Here is a 21,402-nt window from a genome sequence, read left to right on the forward strand (position 1 = left end):
ATAGCCAGCGGCACCTGGCCGGCGGGATTCTGCGCCAGGAAGGCCGGCGTGCGAGACTCATCACGCATGATGTCGGTCTCGATCCAGTCGTAGGATCGGCCCAGGAAATCGGCGACCCACTTGGCCTTCAGGCAGTTGCCGGAGATGGAATCCCCATAGATTTTCATGAAATCCCCCGTGCGTCGGCCGCGGCGATAGGCGCCCGATCCGCCTTGCCGGGCAAGCGATCTCGTCTCCGGGCGCTTGTTAGAAATACTGACAGGCCACTGAGCCGCAGTCCGTCCGGGGTTGGCAGGGGCGCCTCAGGCGGCTAGGTATGCGCGCTCCAGTTAAACGACGAAGGAGGATGCCGTCATGCGACGCCGCCTCGCCGCTCTGGCAGCGCTTCCTCTGATCCTCGCTTCAACCTGCGCGCAAGCTGCGTCCGCAGATCCGGTGGGCGACCTGATCATGTCGGTGGTGACGGGCGCCCTGCCCTCGGGCCCCGGCTGGAACCTGAAGGCCACCCTCTATCACGCCGGCGCCAAGGGCGTGGGCGCCCTCGACGCCCTGGGCTGCAAGGTCGTCGCCATGCGCACCGTGGCCGTCGACAAGAACCTGATCCCCAAGCACAGCGTGCTGTTCATCAAGGAGACCGTCGGCCTGAAGATGCCGGACGGCTCGCTGCATGACGGCTACTGGTACGCCTCGGACGCTGGCACCGCGATCAAGGGCAAGCGCATCGACCTCTATACGGGCGCCAACGCCCGCTCGATGGGCGTGATGAAGGCGCTCAACCTGACCAGCCTGACCGCGGTCAAGGTCGGCGAATTCCAGGGCTGCCCGCCGAACTAGGACGGCCAAAAGCCGGGCGATCTGGCGCCCGCAAATCTCCCCGGACTGCTCCCACGCCAATTCCGGCGCAATTTCAGCATGTCTGGAGAGCCCTTTGATCCATAAACCGAATTTCTTCGTCCTCACCGGCGGACCTGGGGTCGGCAAGACCACCCTGCTGCGCCACCTGGAAGCCCTGGGCGAGCGCGTCGTCGGGGAAACCGCGCGCGGCGTCATCCGTGAGCAGGTCGCGACCGGCGGCGTGGCCGTGCCCTGGGCCGACAACGACGCCTACGTCCGCGCCTGCGCAGCGCGCGATATCGCCGGCTTCGACGCCCTGGCCCACGAGGCCGTCCGCATCTTCTTCGACCGCGGGATCATGGACAGCTATGGCGCCAATGGCGCCCTGCCCTGGCGGGAGCTGGAGCAGGCGATCCGTACGCGACGCTACAACGAGACGGTGTTCGTCTTTCCGCCCTGGCGCGAGATCTACGAAACCGACGCCGAGCGGAAGCAGGACTGGGCCGAAGCCGAGGCGACGTTCGACAAGGTGATGACCGTCATGGCGAAGCTGGGCTACCGGCCGCTGGTCGTACCCACCGGGCCGGTCGAAGCGCGCGCCGATTTCGTGCTGGCGGCCGCCTTGCGGGCGACGCCAAGTCCGCCCTAGGGTCGCGCCTTCCTTTGTCAGACGAGTGCATCGATGCTGAATCGCCGCGACCTGTTGTTGTCCTCTGGCGCGGCGGCGGTCGCGGTCGGGCTTTCGCCCCAGGCCCTGGCGGCGGGCGATCCGCAGCTTTCGGCCCTGTTCGACGCCTTCTTCGACGAAGGCCTGCAGCTTCGGCCGGAGAGCGCCACCCAGATCGGCCTCGACAAGGGCAAGAACGCCGGCCTTAAGGCGCGGCTGAACGACCCCTCCAGCGCCGGGCGCGCCAAGGCCCGCGCCCTGAACGACGACCAGCTGCGCCGCCTGAAGGCCATCGACCGGACGAAACTCGCCGGCCCCGACCGGCTGAACTACGACGTAATCCTCTACACGCGGGAATCGACGGCCCGCACGCAGAGCTTCGACTTCGGCGGCGCGGCCTTCAGCCCGTCCCCCTATGTGCTGAGCCAGCTCACCGGCTCCTACCAGTCGACGCCGGACTTCCTGGACACCAAGCACACCATCAACACCGCCGAGGACGCCAACGCCTATCTCTCGCGCCTGTCGGCCTTCGGCGACCAGCTCAATGCCGACACCGAGCGGCTGCATCACGACGTGGCGATGGGCATCGTCCCGCCGGACTTCATCCTGGACCTGACGCTGGACCAGATGACCAAGACGGTGGCGCCGGCCGACAAGGCCCTGGTGGTCACCTCCATCGCGCGGCGCGCCGGCCAGAAGGGCCTCGGCGACCGCTATGGCAAGGACGCCGCCAAGATCTACAGCGACAAGGTGCTGCCCGCGCTGGAGAAGCAGCTGGCGGCCGTGAAGGCGCTGCGGGCGGGCGCCGTGCATGACGCCGGGGTCTGGCGCTTCAAGGAGGGCCCGGCCTTCTACGAGGCGGCGCTGCACTCCACGACCACGACGAAGTACTCGCCCGAGGAGGTGCACAAGATCGGCCTGGAACAGGGCAAGGCGATCTCCGCGCGGATCGACAGCCTGCTGAAGGCCCAGGGTCTGACCCAGGGTTCGGTGGCCGAGCGGATCAAGCACCTCTACGCCGACCCCAAGCAGATCTTCCCCAACACCGACCCGGGCAAGGCCGAAGCCATCGCCTATTGCAACCGTCGGCTGGACGAGATCCGCCCCAGGCTGCCCGCCGTCTTCAAGCGCATCCCGCCCTACAAGTTCGAGGTGCGCCGCGTGCCGCCGCAGGCTGAGGCCGGGGCCGCCTCGGCGTTCAGCGAGGGGCCCGCGATGGACGGCTCGCGGCCCGGCATCGTCTATTTCAACCTGCACGACAGCGCCGAGTGGCCGAAGTTCTGCCTGTCGACGACCATCTTCCACGAAGGCCTGCCGGGCCACCAACTGGAGGGCGGCCTGGCGCTCTCCAACACCAACCTGCCGCTGATCCGCAAGAGCGTCGGCTTCTCCGGCTACGGCGAGGGCTGGGCGCTTTATGCCGAACAACTGGCCGACGAGATCGGCATGTACGACGACGATCCGCTGGGCCGCATCGGCTACCTGAAGTTCCAGCTGTTCCGCGCCAACCGCTGCGTGGTCGACACCGGCATCCACCACCTGCGCTGGAGCCGCGAGCAGGCGATCGCGCGGTTCGTGGACAACGAGGGCGAGGCGCCCGGCTTCGCCGCCCGCGAGGTGGAGCGCTATTGCGCCACGCCGGGGCAGGCCTGCAGCTACAAGCTGGGCCACACCACCATCGTAAACCTGCGTGAGCGGGCCAAGAAGGCGCTGGGCGGCCGGTTCGACATCAAGGACTTCCACGAGGCCGTGCTGTCGGGTGGGCGCGTGCCGCTGGATATCCTCGAGCGCATCGGCGACGATTGGATCGCCGCGCGGAAGGCCTGACCGCGCGCAGATATTCGGGCGCTTGAGGGGGCTGGCGTATGCTGCACTTGGACGCGACCGATCCGGGCCCCTTCCTGGGCGTGGCCATCGGCGCGGTGCTGGCCACCATGGGCGGACTGGTCGGCGGCCAGATCGAGAACCGGCTGAACCGCAAGGAACGCGAGAAGAGCGCCGCCCTGCTGTTCGGCGAGATTCTGGCGGGCCTGCGGCTCATCACCCGCATGGCCAGCGACTCGCGCGGGCGGGGCGAGCCCTACGGCCGGGTAACCCTGAGGATCGTCCAGGCGGCGCTGCGCGAGACCCAGGTCTATGACCGCAACCGCGAGACCCTGTTTTCGGTGCGCGACCCGGACCTGCGCGCGCGCACCCACCTGCTGCTGGCGCAGATGAGCCTGACCTTGGAGTCGGTGCTGGAGGCGGCCAGTGCGATCCGCGCCGCCGACGAGGCGCGGGCGACCGGCGAGGCCAGCGACCATGCCGCCGAACGGCGGGCCGCCGCGGAGAGCGAGCGGGCCGGCTCGTTCGACTTCATGCTGGAACTCGCCGCCGAGCTGCCGCCGCTGATCGTGCGCTACGAGGCGCTGGCCGGCCAATCCTTCGACGCCACCGACCTGGCCCTGCGCGGCGCCGTGGTGACCCCGTCCGCCGCGGCCTAACCGCTCAGGTCTCGACGAAGGCGCGTTCGAGGACGAAGTCGCCGGGGCTGGAGACCGAGCCTTCCTCATAGCCGAGGTCGAGGAGCTGCTGCTTCAGGTCGGCCAGCACCGAGGGGCCGCCGCAGAGCATGACGCGATCCACCGCCGGATCGAAGGCCGGCAGGCCCAGGTCGGCGAACAGCTGGCCGGACGCGATCAGGTCGGTGATCCGGCCCTGCGTACGGAACGGCTCGCGGGTGACGGTCGGATAATATCTGAGCTTGCCTGCGATGATCTCGCCCAGGATCTCGTCGTTGGGCAGCTCGGTCTCGAACAGCTCGCGGTAGTTGAGGTCGGCGACCTCGCGCACCGTGTGGGTGACGATCACCTGCTCGAAGCGCTCATAGACCTCCGGGTCGCGGGCCAGCGAGAGCCAGGGCGCCAGGCCCGTGCCGGTGCCCAGCATCCACAGCCGCTTGCCAGGGCGCAGGCCGTCCAGCACCAGGGTGCCGGTGGGCTTGCGGCCGATCAGCACCGGGTCGCCGACCTTGATATTCTGCAGGCGCGAAGTGAGCGGACCGTCGGCGACCTTGATGGAATAGAACTCGAGCTCGTCGTGCCAGGCCGGCGAGGCGATGGAATAGGCGCGCACCAGCGGTTTGCCGTCCTCCTTCTCCAGCCCGACCATGACGAACTGGCCGCTCTGGAAGCGCAGCGCCGGGTCGCGGGTGGTGCGGAACGAGAACAGGCTCCCGGTCCAGTGCTGGACGGAGGTCACGGTCTCGACGAAGAAGGCGCCGCCGGCTTTCACAGGAGCCGGAGCCGGCGCGACGAGGATGGAGACGTCATTCATCGGGGTGTCTAGACTCTCTCAAGCATAGGTCAAATGCCGCCGCCGACATTGGGGGCGACGCCCGGGGCGCGGGCGATGTGGATGCCGCATTCGGTCTTGTCCTGGCCGACCCAGCGGCCGGAGCGGACGTCGCCGCCCGCCTCCACCGCCTGGGTGCAGGGCCAGCAGCCGATCGAGGGGAAGCCCTGGGCGACCAGGGGATGGGCCGGCAGCTCATATTCGGCCGCGTAGGCGTCCAGGTCGGCCTTGGTCCAGTTGGCCAGCGGATTGAACTTCACCTGGCCATCCGCCGCCTCCACCACCGGCAGCGACAGGCGCGCGCCGCCATGGAAACGCTTGCGCCCGGTGATCCAGGCGTCGAACTCGCTGAGCGCCCGGTCCAGCGGCAGCACCTTGCGGATGTGGCAGCAGGCGTCGGTGTCGCTCTGCCAGAGCTTGGCGTGAGGATCCTCGGTCGCCAGGTCCTGGTAGGCAGGCCGCAGGTCGCGCACGGCGGTGAGGCCGAAGCGGTCGGCGAGCTGTTTGCGATAGTCCAGGGTCTGGCCGAACAGCATGCCGGTGTCGAGGAACAGCACCGGCATGTCGGGCTTCACCTTGGAAACCAGGTGCAGCAGCACCGCCGATTCCGCCCCGAAGGACGAGACCAGGGCCAGGCGTTCCCCAAAGGCGGCGGCCGCCTCCTCCAGGATGGTGCGCGGATGCGCGTGGCGCAGTTCCGCGTCAAGCCGCGCCGCCAGGGGGAGCCGGCGGTCCGATAGGTCGTAGGCATAGGCCAAGCTCAGCCCTCCCGCTCCTCAAAGGCAGGGACCCGCGCGTCGGCCGCACGCTGGTACACGTGACGGAAGCGGTGCGTCACCGCCTCCCATTGCTGGGCGCTGGAGCCGTCGGCCGGCTCAAAGCCGTCGAAGCCGCAGCGGACCATGAAGTGGGCCTGCTCGCGCAGGACATCGCCCACCGCGCGCACCTCGCCCTTGTAGCCCAGGCGCTCGCGCAGGATCCGGGCGCTGGAATAGGGCCGCCCGTCGCGGAACTTGGGGAATTCGAGGGCGACCACCGCCAGCCGCGGCAGGTCGTAGGCCAGGGCCTCGACCTCCTCGTCGCTCTTGATGCGCACGCCCACGGCGCGGCCCTCCGACAGCAGCCGGTCGCCCTCGGCCTGGAAGCGGGTGAGCGACAGGATGAGGTCGCCCTGCACCAGGTCCTGGTCGTCGGCGACCCAGGTGAATGGATCCTCCTGCGGGACCATGTGGCCCTCGCTCGTCAGCCTAATGCGCATCGGCATAGACAGCCTCCTTGAAGGGGGCGACGCCGGTGCGCCGGAAGGTGTCGAGGAAGCGTTCGCCGTCCTTGCGTTCGCGAAGGTAGACATCGACCATCTGCTCGACGGCGTCGGCGACCTTGTCGGCAGGCAGCGCCGGGCCCAGCATCTGGCCGAGCGCGGCGTCCTCCTCGCCGGAGCCGCCCAGGGTGACCTGGTAGAACTCCTCGCCCTTCTTATCGACGCCCAGGATGCCGATGTGGCCCACGTGGTGGTGGCCGCAGGCGTTGATGCAGCCGCTGATCTTGACCTTCAGCTCGCCCACCAGCTCGGCCCGGTCGGGGTCGGCGAAGCGCCGGGCGATGTTCTGGGCGATGGGGATCGCCCGGGCGTTGGCCAGCGCGCAGTAGTCCAGGCCCGGGCAGGCGATGATGTCGCTGATCAGGTCCATGTTGGGCGTCGCCAGACCGGCGGCCTCGAGCGCTTCATGCACCGCCGGCACGTCGTCCAGCTTCACGTGCGGCAGCAGCAGGTTCTGCTGGTAGTTCACCCTGACCTCGTCCAGCGAGTAACGCGCGGCGAGATCGGCGACCACGTCCATCTGTTCGGAGGTGATGTCGCCCGGCGTCTGGCCCGGCGTCTTCAGCGAGACGTCGACGATGGCGTAGCCCGCGACCTTGTGCGGGTGGACGTTGTGGCGCAGGAATCGGGCGAAGGCGCGGTCGCCGGCCTTGGCGGTCTCCAACACCTCCGAGACGGCGGGCAGGGTCTCGAAGGCCGGGGCGAAGTCGGCGCGGATACGCGCCAGCTCCAGGTCCGGCAGGTCGGCGTGGCCCTGGTCGGCCTTGGCCCACTCGGCCTCGACCTGGCGGGCGAACTCCTCGGCGCCGAGGCTGGCCACCAGCACCTTGATCCGCGCCTTCCAGATATTGTCGCGCCGGCCGTGGCGATTGTAGACCCTCAAGATCGCTTCCAGGTACGACAGCAGGTGTCGAGTCGGCAGGAACTGGCGGATCGTGGCGCCCAGATAGGGCGTGCGCCCCAGGCCGCCGCCGACCATCACCTCGAAGCCCAGCTCGCCATTGCGGCCGCGGCGCATGGCCAGGCCGATGTCGTAGACCCGCGTCGCGGCGCGGTCCTTGGCCGCCGCGGTCACCGCGATCTTGAACTTGCGCGGCAGGAAGGCGAACTCCGGGTGCAGGGTCGACCACTGGCGGATCGCCTCGGCCCAGACGCGCGGATCGTCTAGCTCGTCGGCCGTGGCCCCGGCGTAGGGATCGGCGGTGACGTTGCGGATGGTGTTGCCCGAGGTCTGCATCGCGTGCAGCTCGGCCTCGGCCAGATGCTCCAGGATGTCCGGCGCGTCGGCCAGCTTGATCCAGTGCAGCTGCAGGTTGGTGCGGGTGGTGAAGTGGCCGTAGCCCTTGTCGTAGGTCTTGGCGATCCAGGCCAGCTTGCGCAGCTTCTTCGAGGTCAGCGTCCCATAGGGGATCGCGATGCGCAGCATGTAGGCGTGGAGCTGAAGGTAGAGGCCGTTCAGCAGGCGGATCGGCTTGAACTGGTCTTCGGTGATCTCGCCGGCCAGGCGGCGGTTCACCTGCTCGCGGAACTCCGCGGCTCGGTCGTGGACGAAAGCGCTGTCGATGGCGTCGTAACGGTACATGCCGCCCTCACTTGCGTTTGATCAGATTGACCCGGCCCGTGGAGCGGGCCGCGCCATCGGCGTGCTGCAGGGCTGCGATGTCGTCACCGCCCTTCGCCTGCTTGCCGTGCTGGGGATGGTTGGACGGGCCGAGCGCGCGGATGCGCTCGCGGTAGCTTAGCGGCGCCCATAGCCCGTCGGACTGGATGACGTCGATGAGGTAGGGGTCGACCACCACGGTCTGGGCGGACTTGGCCTGGCCCTCGGCCTCCTCGGCCACGCCCTCGTCGTGGAACAGCTGGGCGTCGACGAAGCGCGGGACCCATTGGCCGGCGCGCCAGAACACCGCCTCGCCGTCGGCCAGCAAGTTGCCGGTGAGCGCCTTCACGCGCGGGCCTCCTGGATGAGGGCGGTCAGTTCGGCGGGCTCGCGGGCCACGGCCAGCGCCATGGCTTCGCCGACGATCAGCAGGGCGGGCCCGCTGAAGCCGGAGGCCGCCTCGGCCAGGCCGGACAGCGTGGTGACCAGGCGCCGCTCGTCGACGCGGCTGGCGTTCTCGACGATCAGCGCAGGGGTCGCGGCGGCGCGGCCGGCGGCCATCAGGCGCGCGGCGATCGGCGCGGCCTGCGACAGGCCCATGTAGATCACCATCGTCTGGTTGGCGCGCGCCAGGCTTTCCCAGTCCAGATCGGGTTCCTTGCCGGCCGCGGCGTGGCCGGTGACGAAGGTCACCGCCTGGGCCGCGCCACGGTGGGTGAGCGGGGCGCCGGCGCCCGCGCTGGCGGCCAGGGCCGCGGTGACGCCGGGAACGACGTGGCAGTCGACGCCGGCGGCGCGGCAGGCTTCCAGCTCCTCGCCGCCGCGGCCGAAGATGAAGGGGTCGCCGCCCTTCAGCCGCACGACCTCCAGGCCCTCCAGAGCGAAGGCCACGATCATCCGATTGATCTCGTCCTGGCTGTAGGAATGGCGCGACTTGCGCTTGGCGACGCTCACGCGGCGCGCGTCAGCGGGCGCCAGCGCCAGGATCTCGTCGGAGACCAGGCCGTCGTGCACCACGACGTCGGCCTTCTGGAAGACTTTCAAGGCCTTGATGGTCAGAAGCTCCGGGTCGCCCGGGCCCGCGCCGACCAGCCAGACGGCGCCCGTCGTGCGGCGGCCCTTGCCATCCAGCACCACCAGGCCGCGCCTGCGCCCCTCAGCTTGCCGTTGCGCCATGGATTAGCTTCTCTATAAGCCCGACCCTCGAGTTCGAACGGGGCGGACCGAAGCCCGCCCCGCCCATATCCACCGATGAAAAGGGCCGATACACCGGCGGACGCTTGCAATTAGGTGGCGGGGGCCCCAAGTCGCAAGCCAAGGACTTCTGCCGGGGCTGTCAGGATTTCTATGGAACGAACCGTGGAACGAAGGCGCCTGCCGCCCCTGAACGCGTTGCGCGCGTTCGAGGCCGCGGCCCGGCACCTGAACTTCAGCCGCGCCGCCGACGAGCTGTCGGTGACCCCGGGCGCGGTCAGCCAGCAGATCCAGAACCTGGAGGACTATGTCGGGGCGGCGCTGTTCAAGCGCACGCCCAAGGGCCTTCTGCTCACCGACGCGGCCCAGACCGCGCTTCCCGCCCTGCGCGAGGCCTTCGACCGCCTGGCGGAGGCCGCCTCCCTGCTCACCGCCGCGGTGGACGGCCGCCGGCTGACGCTGACCGCCCCGCCCTCCTTCGCCGCCAAATGGCTGGTGCCCAGGCTGGGCGCCTTCGAACAGGCGCATCCGCAGGTGGACGTCTGGCTCTCGGCGGCCATGGAGCTGGTCGACCTGCAGGCCGGGGAGGTGGACGTGGCCATCCGCTACGGCGCCGGGCGCTATCCGGGGCTGGAAGTCGCCCGCCTGTTCTCCGAGAGCGTGATCCCGGTGGCCAGCCCCGACCACCTGGCGGCCAATCCGCTGGCGACGCCGGCCGACCTCACCGGCCATATCCTGCTGCATGACGGCTCGCCGGACCCAGACGACAGCTGCCCCGACTGGCCCATGTGGCTGGCGGCGCGGGGGTTGAAGAACATCGACGGCACGCGCGGCCCGCGGTTCAACCAATCCAGCCTGGTGATCGAGGCGGCGGTGAACGGCCGTGGCGTCGCGCTCGCCAAGCGCACCCTGGCCCAGGCCGACCTGGAGGCCGGGCGGCTGGTGGCGCCCCTGCAGATCGCCACCGCGGTGGACTTCGCCTATTACCTCGTCCATCCCAAGGCCAAGGGACGGCTGCCGCAGGTGAAGGCCTTCGTCAGCTGGATCGCGGCCGAGGCCACCGCCCACGAGGCCGCCCTGCGGGCCATCGATAACGGGGCCGGTATCTAGGGCGCCGGCATCCAGAGTTCAGAGACGAGTTCAGTTCCAATGGATTTCCACACCGACCCCCGGCCCGCGCCCGACGACTGCAGCACCATGACCGAGGTCCGTCAGGGCGTGGACGCCATCGACCGCCTGCTGGTGGCTGTGCTGGCCGAGCGGCAGCGCTACATGGACGCCGCCGCGCGCATCAAGACCGACCGCGCCGCGGTGCGCGACGTCGCCCGCGTCGAGGAGGTGGTCGCCAGGGTCAAGGCCGCCGCTCGCGCCGCCGGCCTCTCCGAAACCATCGCCGAGCCGGTGTGGCGCACCCTGATCGAGGCCTGTATCGCCCATGAGTTCGGCGTCTGGGACCGCCTGCGCCAAACCGCCTAGCCATCACGCTGCCTGACCGATATTGAAGTCTGGACTTGACTATCCGTTTCGGCGACCCTATATTGAAGTTCACACTTCACTGTTTGAGCGAGAAACGCCCATGAGCCAGTCCACCGTCCTGCACGACACCTTCACCATCGAGCGCAGCTACCCGAAGGGTCGCGCGCGGGTGTTCGCCTATCTGGCGGATCCGGCGAAGAAGCGCCGCTGGTACGCGGCCAGCGACGCTCCCGACGCCTTCGAGATGGATTTCCGCGAGGGCGGCGCCGAGAAAAGCCGCACCGTCATGGGCGCCGACACGCCCTTCCCCGGCGTGGTCCTGGCCAACGACGGGGTGTTCGAGGACATCGTGCCGGAGGTGCGCATCGTGCTGGCCACCAGCATGAAGATGGGCGGACGGCGCATCTCCTCCAGCCTGATCACCTTCGAACTGTTCGACGAGGGCGACGGGGCGAAGCTGATCCTCACCCATCAGGCCTGTTTCTATGAAGGCTCGGGCGGGGCGGAGATGCGCCAGCGCGGCTGGAACGCCCTGCTGGACCGGCTGAGCCAGGCGATGGCGGATTAGCTATGCAGCTGGTCACTTCCGATATCGGTCGGGTGTTCAATGCTCTAGGCGATCCGACGCGCCGGGCGATCCTCGACCGCCTGACCTTGGGGCCCGCCTCGGTCTCCCACCTGGCCGGTCCGCTCGGCGTCACCGTGACCGCCGTGGGCCAGCACCTGCAGGTGCTGGAGGAGACGGGCTTCGTCCGCACCGAGAAGCTGGGCCGGGTGCGAAGCTGCCGGCTGGACCCGGCGGGCTTCCGCACCGTCGAGCAATGGGCCGCCGATCACCGCGCGCTCTGGGCGCGCCGGCTGGATCGCCTGGGCGACCTGATGGCCGAGGAGGACGACGAAGCCTAAGGCAGGGCGGCGACCGCCTCGCGCAGGCCCGGCAGGCGGTCCATCAGCGCCTCGTTCAGCGCCTCGCGTCGGGCCCACAGGTCCCAGAACCAGTCGCGTCGCTGCGCCGCCTGGTCAGCGAACATCCGCTCGCCGCGCACATAGTCCCAGGCGGCCCGCGCCATCCGCTCACGCATCGGCTCATCGGTGAGCGCCTGGCGCAGCAGGGGCGCCCAGTCGGTCGTCTCGCGCGCCAGCAGGCCGTTCTCGCCGTGGCGGATCACCCGGTCGTAGATGGTCGGCGAGGCGATGGTCAGCACCCCGGCGCGGGCGGCGTCGAGGAACTTGGCGTCGCTCTTGGTGTCGCGGAACGGCAGGGCCTCGATGGGCGACAGCGAGACCGTGCACTCGGCCATCAGCTCCAGATAGGCCTCGTAGCCCATGTACTCGTAGTAGCGCTTGTTGGCGGTGGGCAGGGCGTCGAACACCTCGCGGTCCCCGATCACCACCACCTCCACATCGTCCAGCCCCTCCAACGCGGGCCCCAGGGAGGCGGCGACCTCGACGGCGAAGCGGCCGCGGATCACGCCGCCATAGAACACCCGTCGCGGGCGCGGCCCTTCCGGAAAGGGCGCCAGGTCGAACACCGCGTTGGGGACCAGCTCCACCTCCGGATTGAACGGGCGGAACAGCTCGACCAGCGGCGGGCTCGCGGTCTGGATGGCGTGCATGAAGCCGAAGGTCCGCATGATCCGCGGATCGTGCTCGGATCCCTTCACCTCGGCGATCAGCGGCGGATAGTCGTCGTATTCCATGGCCACCACCCAGCCTTCGCGCAGGTGCCGGGCCATGGTCTTGCGCCAATAGTCCTCGCTGGACGTCAGGGGGCGCTGGATCAACAGCACCTTGGGCGCCTCGCGCGGCGGCATCGGTATGCTGATCGGCGGGGTGTCGTAGAACACCCGCAAGTCCGGATCGGCGGCCAGCCCCGTCGCGGGCAGGCGTGTGCGGATGTCCATCAGTAGCGGCGCGAGCGCGGCGTAATGCAGGAAGAGCGCCGGCCGGGGCGCCTCGCCCGCCGCCAGCTTCTGCGCGCGCACCACGCCTGTGCCGCTGAAGTCCACGGGGTCCCGCGGGCTCAAGCCCGCGGCGGCGAGCTCGACCTTGAGGGCGGCGTCGGCCGTCCGCCAGCGGGCGACGAGATGGCCGCGGGGGGCGAGCGCAGCGGCCAGCAACGGCAGTGTCGAGCCCGCCGGCGGCCCACCCAGCACCACCACATCGAACGCCCCGTCCGGAATCGTCTCGCCCTCGGCCAGGTCGATGGCGCTCACCACGCAGCTCGGCGCCACGCGGCTGAAGGCATCGGCGAAGACCTCGCCCTGATGGCCGCAATAGAGGAGCCGGCGCGCAGTGAGCGGCGTCGCCTCCAGCAGCGGCTCGTCCAGTCGCAGACGCGCGGGGCTGAGCGTGCGGCCCGCCCGGCGGCAGGCCTCGCGCACGATCTCGCCCAGCTTCGGCAGGGCCTGGCCGACGACATTGTGCCCGGCCCCCGGGACTCGGTGCAGCCGCACGCCGGGGATTTCGGACAGCCTGCGCCGCTCGGCCTCTCCGACCAGGCTGGGAAAGCGCGTCACCGTCCGCTCCGGCATCAGAGCCTCGGCGCCCAGCACCACGTCTACCGGCGCGGTGAGCCCGGAGAGGACCGCGGTGTGGTCGCGCGGCTCGATCCCGCCCACGCTCACCCCGAAGGCGGCGGTGACGAAGTCGCGGGCCAACGGCTCGGGAATCTGGCGGACATGCTCGCCGAGCTGGCCCAGCACCGGCCAGAGCCCGGCGGTGACAAGGTGCGGCTCGACGGCGACGATGCGGGCCAGGTTCCGCGCCCGGACGCCCAGGGCGATCACCGCCCCGGTGGAGGCGCCCAGCAGCACCACCTGGCGGTCGGCGAACTCGCGCTCCAGCATCTCGCCGACCGCCGCGGCGATTTCGGCCAGGGTCGCGCCGGCGAAACCGGCGCCGAAGTCCTTGGGCGGGCGCAGCATGACGCCGTCGGCGAGCAGGCTCAGGTTGGCGATCAGGGTCGCGAGATCGTTCTCGGTCGCCAGCACGCCGGGCATAGCGAAGACCAGCGGCCGGCGCACAGCGCCCGCGTCGGCGGCCGGCGGCGTGCGCCACAGGCGCGCCTTCCCCAGCCGGGTCGCGACCTCGCTCTGCTCGAAATTCTCCAGCGTCACGGGTCGCCGATCCCTTGGTGAAACGCGCTCTTAGGGCAATTGCCCAGCGCGCGGAAGCGGACCGCCGGCGCCCTCAAGCCCGGGCGGCCTGATAGGCGGCGATGTCGGTCACCGTCCGCTCCAGGGCCGCGCGAACCGCCGTCAGGCGCCCGGCGCCCTCGGCCTCGGCCCTGGCGCATTCGTCGCCCAGCGCATTGGCGCCGACGCCACGGGCGGCGCCCTTGATGGTATGGACCAGATCGCGCCAGCCGGGGTCGTTCCCGTCAAGCTTGCCCACCCAGCCCTCCGCCTGCTGGCGGAACAGGGCGAGCACCTCCAGCACCACGCCCGCGTCGCCGGCGGCGAAGCCTTCCAGATAGCCGAAATCCATCGCGCCCGCGGGCCCCTGCGCCATCCGAAAACCCCCTCGCCGCACGCGCCTTGCCAAGGCCGCGATTTCGCGTATTTTCCGCGCCCTCGCCGCCGGGCGCGATACTGCCTCAGTTTCAAGTCCGGTGCGACGGCGGGTGCTTAGCTCAGTTGGTAGAGCAGCTGACTCTTAATCAGCGGGTCGTGGGTTCGAATCCCCCAGCACCCACCATTCCATACCCATGGAATCGTTGGAAAAATAGCCTCCCGGCCTCCAAGGGGCCGGAGCGGACGCCGACGCCGCCGATCCGTGGCTGGAACCCCATGCGCCGCCACCGGTTTTAGCCGAGGACGGGAACGGGTCCGCCGCGGACGCCGAGGGCCCGGGCTTGGGGGTCAATCCGCTTGGCCGATCCGGACGAAACCGCCCCACCCAAGGACGAGCCCCAGGGCAAGCAGGCCCCTGAGGACGGTCCCGACGGCGGCAAGCTTCAGGATGACGGCCCGAAGAAGAAGCCCAGCCCGCTGAAGAACCCCAAGGTTCTGGTGGTCGGCGCGATCGTCGTCGTTGTGCTGGCGGTCGGCGGCTTCTTCTACTGGCTGCACGCGCGGCAATACGTCTCCACCGACGACGCCTTCGTCGACGCCCATGTGGTGCGCCTGGCGCCCCAGGTGACGGGCCAGGTCGCCCGGGTGCTGGTCGCCGACAACGCCGTGGTCCGCGCCGGCCAGGTGCTGGTGGAGATCGACGCCTCCTCCGCCCGCGCAGCGCTGGATCAGGCGCAGGCCCAGCGCGGCCAGGCCGTGGCGCAGATCGGCCAGGCCGAGGCGCAGATCGGCGTCAGCCAGGCGGCTTATCGCCAGGCGCGCGACCAGGCCGCCGGCCTGCAGGCCCAGGCCGCCGAAGCCAGCCGAGACGCCGCCAGGCTGACCGGCCTGCAAGCCTCGACCCCGCGCGCCGTCGCCGCCCAGCAGGTGGACCAGACCGTGGCCCAGGCCAAGCAGACGAACGCCCAGCGGGACGCGGCCCTGCGCCAGGCCGAGGGCGCCGCGGCCCAGGTGCGTGCGGCCAAGACCCAGATCGAGGGCGCCAGGGCGGTGCTGCAGGCGGCCGACGCGACCATCGCCGAGAACCAGCTCACCGTCGGCCGCACCCAGATCGTGGCGCCCGTGGCCGGCTACGTCTCGCAGAAGACCGTGGCGGCCGGCGCCTATGTCCAGCCCGGCCAGCAGCTCCTGGCGATCGTGCCGATGCAGATGTGGGTCACCGCCAATTTCAAGGAGACCCAGCTGAAGGCCATGCGGGTCGGCCAGCCGGTGACGCTGAGCGTCGACGCCTGCCCCATGACGCTGCACGGCCGGGTCAACTCCATCCAGCGCGGCGCGGGCCAGGCCTTCGCCGTGCTGCCGTCGGAGAACGCCACCGGCAACTATGTGAAGGTGGTCCAGCGGGTGCCGGTGAAGATCACCTTCGACGAGGTGCCGAAGAGTTGCCCGCTGGGGCCGGGCCTGTCGGTGCAGCCCAGCGTCAAGGTGCGCTGATGTCCGAGGCGCCGGCCCAAGCTGGCGGCGGCTGGTCGGCGGCGCGATCCGCAGCCGGCGGCGGCAACCCCTGGATCATCGCCAGCATCGTCTCGATCTCGACCTTCATGGAGGTGCTGGACACCTCCATCGCCAACGTCGCCCTGCGCCACATCGCCGGCGGCCTGTCGGCCAGCTACGACGAGGCGACCTGGGTGCTGACCAGCTACCTGATCGCCAACGCCATCACCGTGCCGATCTCCAGCTGGCTGTCCGGGGTGATCGGGCGCAAGCGGTACTACATGATCTGCGTGGCGGGGTTCGGGATCGCCTCGGCCCTGTGCGGCATGGCCCCCAGCCTGACGCTCCTGGTGCTGGCCCGGGTGGTGCAGGGACTGGCCGGCGGCGGCCTGCAGCCGACGACCCAGGCGATCCTGGTCGACACCTTCCCACCGCAGAAGCGGGGCCTGGCGCTGGCGCTGTTCGGGCTGACCGTGATCCTGGCGCCCACCATCGGCCCGACGCTGGGCGGGGTGATCACCGACGACCTGACCTGGCGCTGGATCTTCCTGATCAACCTGCCGGTGGCGGCGCTGTCGCTGTTCCTGGTGGGGACCATCCTGGTCGAGCCCAAGGCGTTGGAGAAGGAACGCAAGGCCCGGATCGCGCGCGGCCTGCGCCTGGACGTTATCGGCTTCGCCTTCATCGCGCTGGGCCTGGGCGCCCTGGAATACACCATGGACCGCGGCCAACGACTGGACTGGTTCTCCGACGCCACCATCTGCGTGACAGCGGCCCTGGCGTTGGTCGGCATCGCCGCCTTCATCATCCGCGAGCTGACGACCGACGAGCCATTGCTCAACCTGCGCCTGTTCAAGAGCCGCAACTATGCGATCGCCAACCTGATGATCATGGCGGTCGGCATGATCCTGTTCGGCACCACCCAGTTCCTGCCGCAGCTGTTGCAGGAGGTGTTGGGCTACACCGCCACCAACACCGGCTACGCCATGACCGCTGGCGGAGCGGTGACGCTGCTGGTCATGCCACTGACGGGCGTGCTGACCAACAAGGTCCCGGCGCGCTGGCTGCTGGCGCTCGGCATGGGGATGGAGACCTATGCCATGTGGCGGCTGACCCACATCAACGGCGACATCTCCTTCGGCTACGCGGCCATGATGCGGGTGTGGATCGCCGCCGGCATCCCGTTCCTGTTCGTGCCGCTCAGCAACGCCGCCTACGTCGGCCTGCCGCCGGACCAGTCGAGCCAGGCCTCGGCCATGCTGTCGATCTTCCGCAACCTGGGCGGCACCCTGGGCATCTCGACGGTGCAGACCTTCCTGGCCCAGCGCGAGCAGTTCCACCAATCGCGGCTGGTGGAGCACCTGCAGCCGCTGAACCCCAACTTCCAGGCGCTGAGCGCCCAGGTCGGCCAGACCCTGAAAGGCCTGGGCGTGGCCCCCGCCCAGGTGGACGGGGTGCGGATGGGCCAGCTCTACCAGCAGGTGACCAAACAGGCCCAGCTGCTGTCCTACATGGACGTCTTCTGGGTGCTGACGATCTTCGTGGGCTGCGTCACCCCGCTGGTCTTCTTCCTGCGCACCGCCGCGCCGAGCGAAGGGAAGTCCACATGAGGCGCGGGCTCGTGCTCCTGGCCCTGCTTGCACCCGGCGGCTGCATGGTCGGGCCGAACTACCGCGCGCCCAAGGTGACGCCGCCGGCCGCCTATGGCGAGACCGCCGCCGCGCCGGGTGCGAGCGCCAAGGACGCCGACCTGTCACGCTGGTGGCGTGGGCTGGGCGATGCGGAGCTGGACAGCCTGATCGACCGGGCGCTGGCCCAGAACCTCGATGTGAAGACCGCAGCCTCACGGCTGCGCGAGGCGCGCGAACAGGTGGTGGTCGCCCGCTCCGGCCTGTTTCCGACCGTCAGCGGCAGCGCGATCGCCGCCCGGCGCGACGCCCAGAGCGGCTCGAGCGGCGGCCCGCCGCGCAGCACGACCGGCGCGGCGGGAGGCGCAACCCCGCCCGCCGCCGCGGCCGCCTCGGGCCTGTCCCTGCCCAAGCACCTCGACGTCTATTCCCTGGGCGCCGACGCTAGCTGGATGGTCGACATCTTCGGCGGCGCACGGCGCGGCGTCGAGTCGGCGGAGGCGCAGGCGCAAGCCGCCCATTGGCAGGCGCGCGACGCCCAGGTGGCGCTCGCCTCGGAGGTCGCCAAGACCTACGTGACCCTGCGGCTTGCCCAGGCGCGGCGTGCGGAAGCCGACGCCGACGTCGCCCGCATCTCCGACCTGATGGGCCTGGTGGCGGCCCGGTCGAAGGCGGGCGTGGTCACCGAACTCGACGTCAACCAGCAGCGCTCCGCCCTGCAGGCGCGCCGCGCCGAGATCCCCCAGCTCGACCAGCAGGCCCGCGCTGCGATCCACGCGCTTGGCCTTCTGCTGGGCCAGGAGCCCATGGCCCTGGCGGCGGAGCTGGCCCCGCTGAAGCCCCTGCCGGCCCAACCCGCCGCCCTGCCCGTCGGCCTGCCATCGGAGTTGCTGCAGCGCAGGCCCGACATCCGCGCCGCCGAGCGAAGCCTGGCCGCAGCCAACGCGCAGATCGGCGTCGCCACCGCCGCCCTCTATCCGAAGCTCGACCTATTGGGCCTGGCGAGTTTCGCCGGGCGCGACCTTTCCAGCCTGCTTTCGCGCAGGAACTTTTCGACCATCGTCGCGGGCGACGGCGGCTGGACCCTGTTCGACGCCGGCCGCGGCCGCGCCCAGGTCCGCGCCAAGCGCGAAGCGGCCGCCCAGGCCGGCGTCGCCTACCAGAAGGCTTGGCTCTCGGCGCTCAAGGACGTCGAGGACGCCCTGGTGGGCTATGACGCCGACCGCGAGCGGCAGGCGCGGCTCGCCGAGGACCTGAAGACCTCGCAGGACACCGCCGCCCTGGCCGACGCGCGCTACAGGGCCGGCCTCACCCCGTTCATCGACGTGCTGCAGGCGCAGGGCTTGGTGACCCAGGCCAACGACCAGCTCCTGCAGGCCCAGGGCGCCGTGATCGGCGACCTCGTGAGCCTCTATGCCGCGCTCGGCGGCGGCTGGTCGGATGGCTAGCGGCTTTCACACTTGAGGTGTTCGGCAACCGAAGCGCCGCAGAGACGATTGAAGGGCATCGGCGGCGGCCCGTTGCGCGCCATCCACCAGCCCGGAAACAAGTCATGACCGAGAAACCTGACGCCATCGCCCTGCTCAAGGCCGACCACCGCAAGGTCGAAGGCCTGTTCGAGACCTTCAAGAAGGCCAGCGGCCAGAAGCGCAAGCGCGAGATCGCCGAGCAGATCTGCATGGAGCTGGCCATCCACACCAAGATCGAGGAGGACATTTTCTACCCGGCCTGCAAGGGCAAGGTCGAAGACGACCTGCTGGACGAGTCCTACGTGGAACACGACGCCGCCAAGGTGCTGGTGGCCGAGATCGAGGAAGGCTCGCCAGAAGAGGCCTTCTACGACGCCAAGGTGCAGGTGCTGAGCGAGCTCATAGAGCACCACGTCGAGGAAGAGGAACGTCGCGTCGAAGGCCTGTTCGCCCAGGCGCGCAAGGCGGACCTCGACATGGACGCCTTGGGCGACCAGCTCACCGCCGAGAAGCAGCGGCTGATGGCCGTCTACAAGCAGGACGGCGTGCCCACGCCGGAAACGCCCACCCTGCGCGGCACCGAACTGCGCTGAGGCTCTACAGCAGGTCTTCCATGCGGATCGGCAGGTCGCGGATGCGCTTGCCGGTCGCGTGGAAGACGGCGTTGGCGACCGCGGCGTTCATGCCGACGATGCCGATCTCGCCGATGCCCTTCACACCCAGCGGGTTCACCCGGGTGTCCTCCTCGGGCACGAAGATCACGTCCACCTGGGGCACGTCGGCGTTCACCGGGATCAGGTAGTCGGCGAAGTTGGTGTTCACATAACGCGCGGCGGACGGGTCGATCTCGGTGGCCTCGTGCAGGGCCGACGACAGGCCCCAGATCGCCCCGCCCATGAATTGGCTATAGGCGGTGAGCGGGTTGACGATCGTCCCGGCCGCGAAGGCCGAAACCACTCGCGGCGTGCGGATCTCGCGGGTCAGGCGATGCACCCGCACCTCCACGAACTGCGCGCCGAAGGCGTAGGCGGTCACGTCCTTGCGGCCCGTGCCGCGCACCATGGCCATCTTGCCCTGGTACAGTCCCTGGGCGGCGTCCGGCGGCAGGCCCTCGGGCACATTCTCGGCATGCACCTCGACCACCCCGCCGATCCGCGCCACGGCCTTGGCCAGCGGCTCGGACTTACCGCCCGGCCCCACCAGCTTGCCGCTGACCAGCTTCAGGCCCGCGGCATCGGCGCCGGCGAAGGCCCCGGCGTTGTTCTTCACCGCCGCCAGCGCCAGGCGGCTTCGAACCCCCTCGCAGGCTTTCATGGCGACGTTGGTGGTGGAGGCGGCGTTGTTCGACCCGCCGGCCACCGGCACCGGCGGAAAGCGCGAGTCGCCCAGCTCCACGGTCACGTCGGAGACCTTGAGCCCCAGGCCGTCGGCCACGGCGATGGCGACGGTGGTGTAGGCGCCCGTGCCGATCTCGTGCGCGGCCAGTTCGATCCGCGCCTTGCCCTGCGGCGTCAGCGTCAGCCGCGCGGCGGCCGGGCCGATGTTCGACGGATAGCAGGAGGTGGCGCAGCCGAAGCCCACCTGCCAGTCGCCGTCGGTCATCGAGGCCGGCTTCGGGTCGCGCTTGGCCCAGCCGAACTTCGCCGCCGCCGCATCGAAGCACTTCATCAGCGAGCGGCTGGAGAAAGGCTTGCCGCTGATCGGATCGACTGCCGTGTCGTTGACCCGGCGCAGTTCGATGGGGTCCATGCCCAGAGCTTGGGCCAGTTCGTCCATCGCGCATTCCAGGCCGAACATGTAGGGCGTATCCGGCGGGGCGCGCATGAAGCCCGGCGTCGAGCGGTCGGCGTGGACCACGCTGACGTGGGTCGTCACGTTCGGGCAGGCGTACATCCGCGCCGTCGTCTCGACGCCCGAGACATTGTAGTTCGACGGCCGCGAGGTGACTTCCGCGCCTTCGTGAACCAGGGCCAGAAGCTTGCCGTCCCGGTCGGCCGCTAGCTTCACATGCTGGCGGGTCTCGGCGCGGAAGGTGGCGATGGTGAAGCCCTGGTCGCGGGTGGGGACCAGCTTCACCGCCCGCTTCAGCCGCCGGGCCGCCAGCGCGACCCAGGCGGTGCGTGAGGTCGCCGCGCCGCGCGAGCCGAACGCGCCGCCCACGAAATGGGAGACCGTGCGCACATTGGCCGGATCGATCCCGAGCTGCCTGGCAAGCGCGTTCTTCAGGCCCCACATCGACTGGCTGGGCTCGTAGATGGTCAGCCTGGGCCCGTCCCAGACGCAGGTGGTGGTGAACAGCTCCAGCGGATTGTGGTGCTGGGTCGGCGTCGAATAGCGCGCCTCGATCTTCAGCGGCGCCTTGGCGAAGGCCGCCTCGGCGTCGCCCTTGGCGGGTTCGGGCTGTTGCGGGTTCGAGGGCTTCGGCTGCTCGGCGGCGCCGGGGCTGTCGAAGGTGGCGCTGGGCGCCTCCTCGGCATAGCGGACGGCGACCTTGTGGCCGGCCTCGCGGGCGGCCTCATAGGTGTCGGCGACCACCAGGGCGACGATCTGTCCGGCGTGCCAGACGCGCTCGCTCTCCAGGGTTGTTGTGGTCGGCTTGCCGTCGGGGCCCGGGGGCGACTTCACCGCGCCCTGGACCGTCTCGTGGGTCAGGATCTCCAGCACCCCAGGCACCGCCTTCGCGGCGGCGAGGTCGAAACCCGCCACCCGGCCGCGGGCGATGGTGCTGGTGACCAGCCAGGCATAGGCCGGATTGGGGACCGGTTCATCGGAGCCATAGCGCGCGGCGCCGGTGACCTTCAGCGCCCCGTCGATGCGAGGGCTGGGCTTGCCGAAAACCTTGCCGAATGGGCGGCCGGCGCCGTCGGCCAT

21 protein-coding genes and 1 tRNA gene are annotated in these 21,402 nt (G+C 70.0%); 13 read left to right on the plus strand and 9 right to left on the minus strand.

Annotation, left to right across the window (positions count from 1 at the left end; all coding sequences use genetic code 11):
• The first annotated feature begins 435 nt into the window (after nucleotides 1-435).
• From VGL85_RS20685 to VGL85_RS20700, 4 genes are all read left to right on the plus strand, one after another.
• Nucleotides 436-834: a 3D domain-containing protein gene (locus VGL85_RS20685; protein WP_331590920.1), complete on the plus strand. Its 399-nt coding sequence runs from the start codon at nucleotides 436-438 to the stop codon at nucleotides 832-834.
• A 94-nt stretch (nucleotides 835-928) separates the two neighbouring features.
• A complete protein-coding gene (locus VGL85_RS20690; protein ID WP_331590922.1) occupies nucleotides 929-1,483 on the plus strand; it encodes an AAA family ATPase in 555 nt (184 codons plus the stop codon).
• Between the two features lie 33 nt (nucleotides 1,484-1,516).
• The gene (locus VGL85_RS20695) at nucleotides 1,517-3,328 is read left to right on the plus strand and encodes a DUF885 domain-containing protein (protein WP_331590923.1); all 1,812 of its coding nucleotides are present in this window, start codon (nucleotides 1,517-1,519) and stop codon (nucleotides 3,326-3,328) included.
• A gap of 38 nt (nucleotides 3,329-3,366) precedes the next feature.
• On the plus strand, nucleotides 3,367-3,984 hold the full coding sequence (locus VGL85_RS20700) for a hypothetical protein (protein WP_331590924.1): 618 nt from the start codon (nucleotides 3,367-3,369) through the stop codon (nucleotides 3,982-3,984).
• A gap of 4 nt (nucleotides 3,985-3,988) precedes the next feature.
• Here the strand turns inward: VGL85_RS20700 and VGL85_RS20705 are convergent, their stop codons facing one another.
• From VGL85_RS20705 to cobA, 6 genes are read right to left on the minus strand one after another with little or no spacing between them, the layout of a single operon-like run.
• Entirely contained in the window at nucleotides 3,989-4,816 is an 828-nt protein-coding gene (locus VGL85_RS20705) for a ferredoxin--NADP reductase (protein ID WP_331590925.1), read from the minus strand.
• Between the two features lie 29 nt (nucleotides 4,817-4,845).
• Nucleotides 4,846-5,592 carry a phosphoadenylyl-sulfate reductase gene (locus VGL85_RS20710; protein ID WP_331590926.1) on the minus strand — a complete coding sequence of 249 codons (747 nt, stop codon included), beginning with the start codon at nucleotides 5,590-5,592 and terminating at the stop codon, nucleotides 4,846-4,848.
• A 2-nt stretch (nucleotides 5,593-5,594) separates the two neighbouring features.
• Nucleotides 5,595-6,098, minus strand: a complete 504-nt coding sequence (locus VGL85_RS20715; RefSeq protein WP_331590927.1) for a DUF934 domain-containing protein — start codon at nucleotides 6,096-6,098, stop codon at nucleotides 5,595-5,597.
• Complete coding sequence (locus VGL85_RS20720; RefSeq protein ID WP_331590928.1) at nucleotides 6,082-7,737, minus strand: nitrite/sulfite reductase; 1,656 nt, start codon at nucleotides 7,735-7,737, stop codon at nucleotides 6,082-6,084. Before VGL85_RS20720 ends, VGL85_RS20715 begins: the two co-directional genes overlap by 17 nt.
• Before the next feature lie 7 nt (nucleotides 7,738-7,744).
• Nucleotides 7,745-8,104 carry a DUF2849 domain-containing protein gene (locus tag VGL85_RS20725; RefSeq protein WP_331590929.1) on the minus strand — a complete coding sequence of 120 codons (360 nt, stop codon included), beginning with the start codon at nucleotides 8,102-8,104 and terminating at the stop codon, nucleotides 7,745-7,747.
• Nucleotides 8,101-8,931, minus strand: coding sequence for a uroporphyrinogen-III C-methyltransferase (gene cobA / locus VGL85_RS20730; RefSeq protein WP_331590930.1), 831 nt, complete (start codon nucleotides 8,929-8,931; stop codon nucleotides 8,101-8,103). Before cobA ends, VGL85_RS20725 begins: the two co-directional genes overlap by 4 nt.
• Nucleotides 8,932-9,102: 171 nt before the next feature.
• Between cobA and gcvA the strand changes: the two genes are divergently transcribed.
• From gcvA to VGL85_RS20750, 4 genes are all read left to right on the plus strand, one after another.
• The gene (gene gcvA, locus VGL85_RS20735) at nucleotides 9,103-10,059 is read left to right on the plus strand and encodes a transcriptional regulator GcvA (RefSeq protein ID WP_331590931.1); all 957 of its coding nucleotides are present in this window, start codon (nucleotides 9,103-9,105) and stop codon (nucleotides 10,057-10,059) included.
• Nucleotides 10,060-10,098: 39 nt separating this feature from the next.
• Nucleotides 10,099-10,425 carry a chorismate mutase gene (locus VGL85_RS20740; protein WP_331590932.1) on the plus strand — a complete coding sequence of 109 codons (327 nt, stop codon included), beginning with the start codon at nucleotides 10,099-10,101 and terminating at the stop codon, nucleotides 10,423-10,425.
• Nucleotides 10,426-10,525: 100 nt separating this feature from the next.
• Nucleotides 10,526-10,993: an SRPBCC domain-containing protein gene (locus tag VGL85_RS20745; RefSeq protein WP_331590933.1), complete on the plus strand. Its 468-nt coding sequence runs from the start codon at nucleotides 10,526-10,528 to the stop codon at nucleotides 10,991-10,993.
• Between the two features lie 2 nt (nucleotides 10,994-10,995).
• Nucleotides 10,996-11,331 (plus strand): metalloregulator ArsR/SmtB family transcription factor, encoded by a 336-nt coding sequence (locus VGL85_RS20750; protein WP_331590934.1) that lies wholly within the window; start codon nucleotides 10,996-10,998, stop codon nucleotides 11,329-11,331.
• Here the strand turns inward: VGL85_RS20750 and VGL85_RS20755 are convergent.
• Nucleotides 11,328-13,544, minus strand: a complete 2,217-nt coding sequence (locus VGL85_RS20755; protein ID WP_331590935.1) for a glycosyltransferase family protein — start codon at nucleotides 13,542-13,544, stop codon at nucleotides 11,328-11,330. The genes VGL85_RS20750 and VGL85_RS20755 overlap by 4 nt on opposite strands.
• 73 nt (nucleotides 13,545-13,617) lie before the next feature.
• Complete coding sequence (locus VGL85_RS20760) at nucleotides 13,618-13,938, minus strand: Hpt domain-containing protein (RefSeq protein WP_331590936.1); 321 nt, start codon at nucleotides 13,936-13,938, stop codon at nucleotides 13,618-13,620.
• A 110-nt stretch (nucleotides 13,939-14,048) separates the two neighbouring features.
• Here VGL85_RS20760 and VGL85_RS20765 point away from each other — a divergent pair.
• The 5 genes from VGL85_RS20765 to VGL85_RS20785 all read left to right on the plus strand — a co-directional run bounded on the left by VGL85_RS20765 (nucleotide 14,049) and on the right by VGL85_RS20785 (nucleotide 19,124).
• Nucleotides 14,049-14,124, plus strand: a tRNA-Lys gene (locus tag VGL85_RS20765).
• A gap of 173 nt (nucleotides 14,125-14,297) precedes the next feature.
• The gene (locus VGL85_RS20770; RefSeq protein WP_331590937.1) at nucleotides 14,298-15,434 is read left to right on the plus strand and encodes an HlyD family secretion protein; all 1,137 of its coding nucleotides are present in this window, start codon (nucleotides 14,298-14,300) and stop codon (nucleotides 15,432-15,434) included.
• A complete protein-coding gene (locus VGL85_RS20775) occupies nucleotides 15,434-17,044 on the plus strand; it encodes a DHA2 family efflux MFS transporter permease subunit (RefSeq protein ID WP_331590938.1) in 1,611 nt (536 codons plus the stop codon). The genes VGL85_RS20770 and VGL85_RS20775 overlap by 1 nt, the downstream gene beginning before the upstream one ends.
• The gene (locus tag VGL85_RS20780) at nucleotides 17,041-18,510 is read left to right on the plus strand and encodes an efflux transporter outer membrane subunit (protein WP_331590939.1); all 1,470 of its coding nucleotides are present in this window, start codon (nucleotides 17,041-17,043) and stop codon (nucleotides 18,508-18,510) included. The genes VGL85_RS20775 and VGL85_RS20780 overlap by 4 nt, the downstream gene beginning before the upstream one ends.
• 104 nt (nucleotides 18,511-18,614) lie before the next feature.
• Complete coding sequence (locus tag VGL85_RS20785; protein WP_331590940.1) at nucleotides 18,615-19,124, plus strand: hemerythrin domain-containing protein; 510 nt, start codon at nucleotides 18,615-18,617, stop codon at nucleotides 19,122-19,124.
• A gap of 4 nt (nucleotides 19,125-19,128) precedes the next feature.
• On the opposite strand, the gene VGL85_RS20790 is transcribed toward VGL85_RS20785, so the two are convergent.
• Complete coding sequence (locus tag VGL85_RS20790) at nucleotides 19,129-21,402, minus strand: xanthine dehydrogenase family protein molybdopterin-binding subunit (RefSeq protein ID WP_331590941.1); 2,274 nt, start codon at nucleotides 21,400-21,402, stop codon at nucleotides 19,129-19,131.

The sequence above is a fragment of the Phenylobacterium sp. genome, from assembly GCF_036501465.1.
In the GTDB taxonomy this organism is placed as follows: Bacteria; Pseudomonadota; Alphaproteobacteria; order Caulobacterales; family Caulobacteraceae; genus Phenylobacterium.

Excerpts from the sequence above, each read along its gene's own strand:
- VGL85_RS20745 (WP_331590933.1), top strand. The coding sequence starts at position 10,526 with ATGAGCCAGTCCACCGTCCTGCACGACACCTTCACCATCGAGCGCAGC.
- VGL85_RS20740 (WP_331590932.1), top strand. The coding sequence starts at position 10,099 with ATGGATTTCCACACCGACCCCCGGCCCGCGCCCGACGACTGCAGCACC.
- VGL85_RS20720 (WP_331590928.1), bottom strand. The coding sequence starts at position 7,737 with ATGTACCGTTACGACGCCATCGACAGCGCTTTCGTCCACGACCGAGCC.
- VGL85_RS20700 (WP_331590924.1), top strand. The coding sequence starts at position 3,367 with ATGCTGCACTTGGACGCGACCGATCCGGGCCCCTTCCTGGGCGTGGCC.
- VGL85_RS20750 (WP_331590934.1), top strand. The coding sequence starts at position 10,996 with ATGCAGCTGGTCACTTCCGATATCGGTCGGGTGTTCAATGCTCTAGGC.
- VGL85_RS20705 (WP_331590925.1), bottom strand. The coding sequence starts at position 4,816 with ATGAATGACGTCTCCATCCTCGTCGCGCCGGCTCCGGCTCCTGTGAAA.
- gcvA (WP_331590931.1), top strand. The coding sequence starts at position 9,103 with ATGGAACGAACCGTGGAACGAAGGCGCCTGCCGCCCCTGAACGCGTTG.
- VGL85_RS20775 (WP_331590938.1), top strand. The coding sequence starts at position 15,434 with ATGTCCGAGGCGCCGGCCCAAGCTGGCGGCGGCTGGTCGGCGGCGCGA.
- VGL85_RS20790 (WP_331590941.1), bottom strand. The coding sequence starts at position 21,402 with ATGGCCGACGGCGCCGGCCGCCCATTCGGCAAGGTTTTCGGCAAGCCC.
- VGL85_RS20695 (WP_331590923.1), top strand. The coding sequence starts at position 1,517 with ATGCTGAATCGCCGCGACCTGTTGTTGTCCTCTGGCGCGGCGGCGGTC.
- VGL85_RS20715 (WP_331590927.1), bottom strand. The coding sequence starts at position 6,098 with ATGCCGATGCGCATTAGGCTGACGAGCGAGGGCCACATGGTCCCGCAG.
- VGL85_RS20785 (WP_331590940.1), top strand. The coding sequence starts at position 18,615 with ATGACCGAGAAACCTGACGCCATCGCCCTGCTCAAGGCCGACCACCGC.
- cobA (WP_331590930.1), bottom strand. The coding sequence starts at position 8,931 with ATGGCGCAACGGCAAGCTGAGGGGCGCAGGCGCGGCCTGGTGGTGCTG.
- VGL85_RS20760 (WP_331590936.1), bottom strand. The coding sequence starts at position 13,938 with ATGGCGCAGGGGCCCGCGGGCGCGATGGATTTCGGCTATCTGGAAGGC.
- VGL85_RS20780 (WP_331590939.1), top strand. The coding sequence starts at position 17,041 with ATGAGGCGCGGGCTCGTGCTCCTGGCCCTGCTTGCACCCGGCGGCTGC.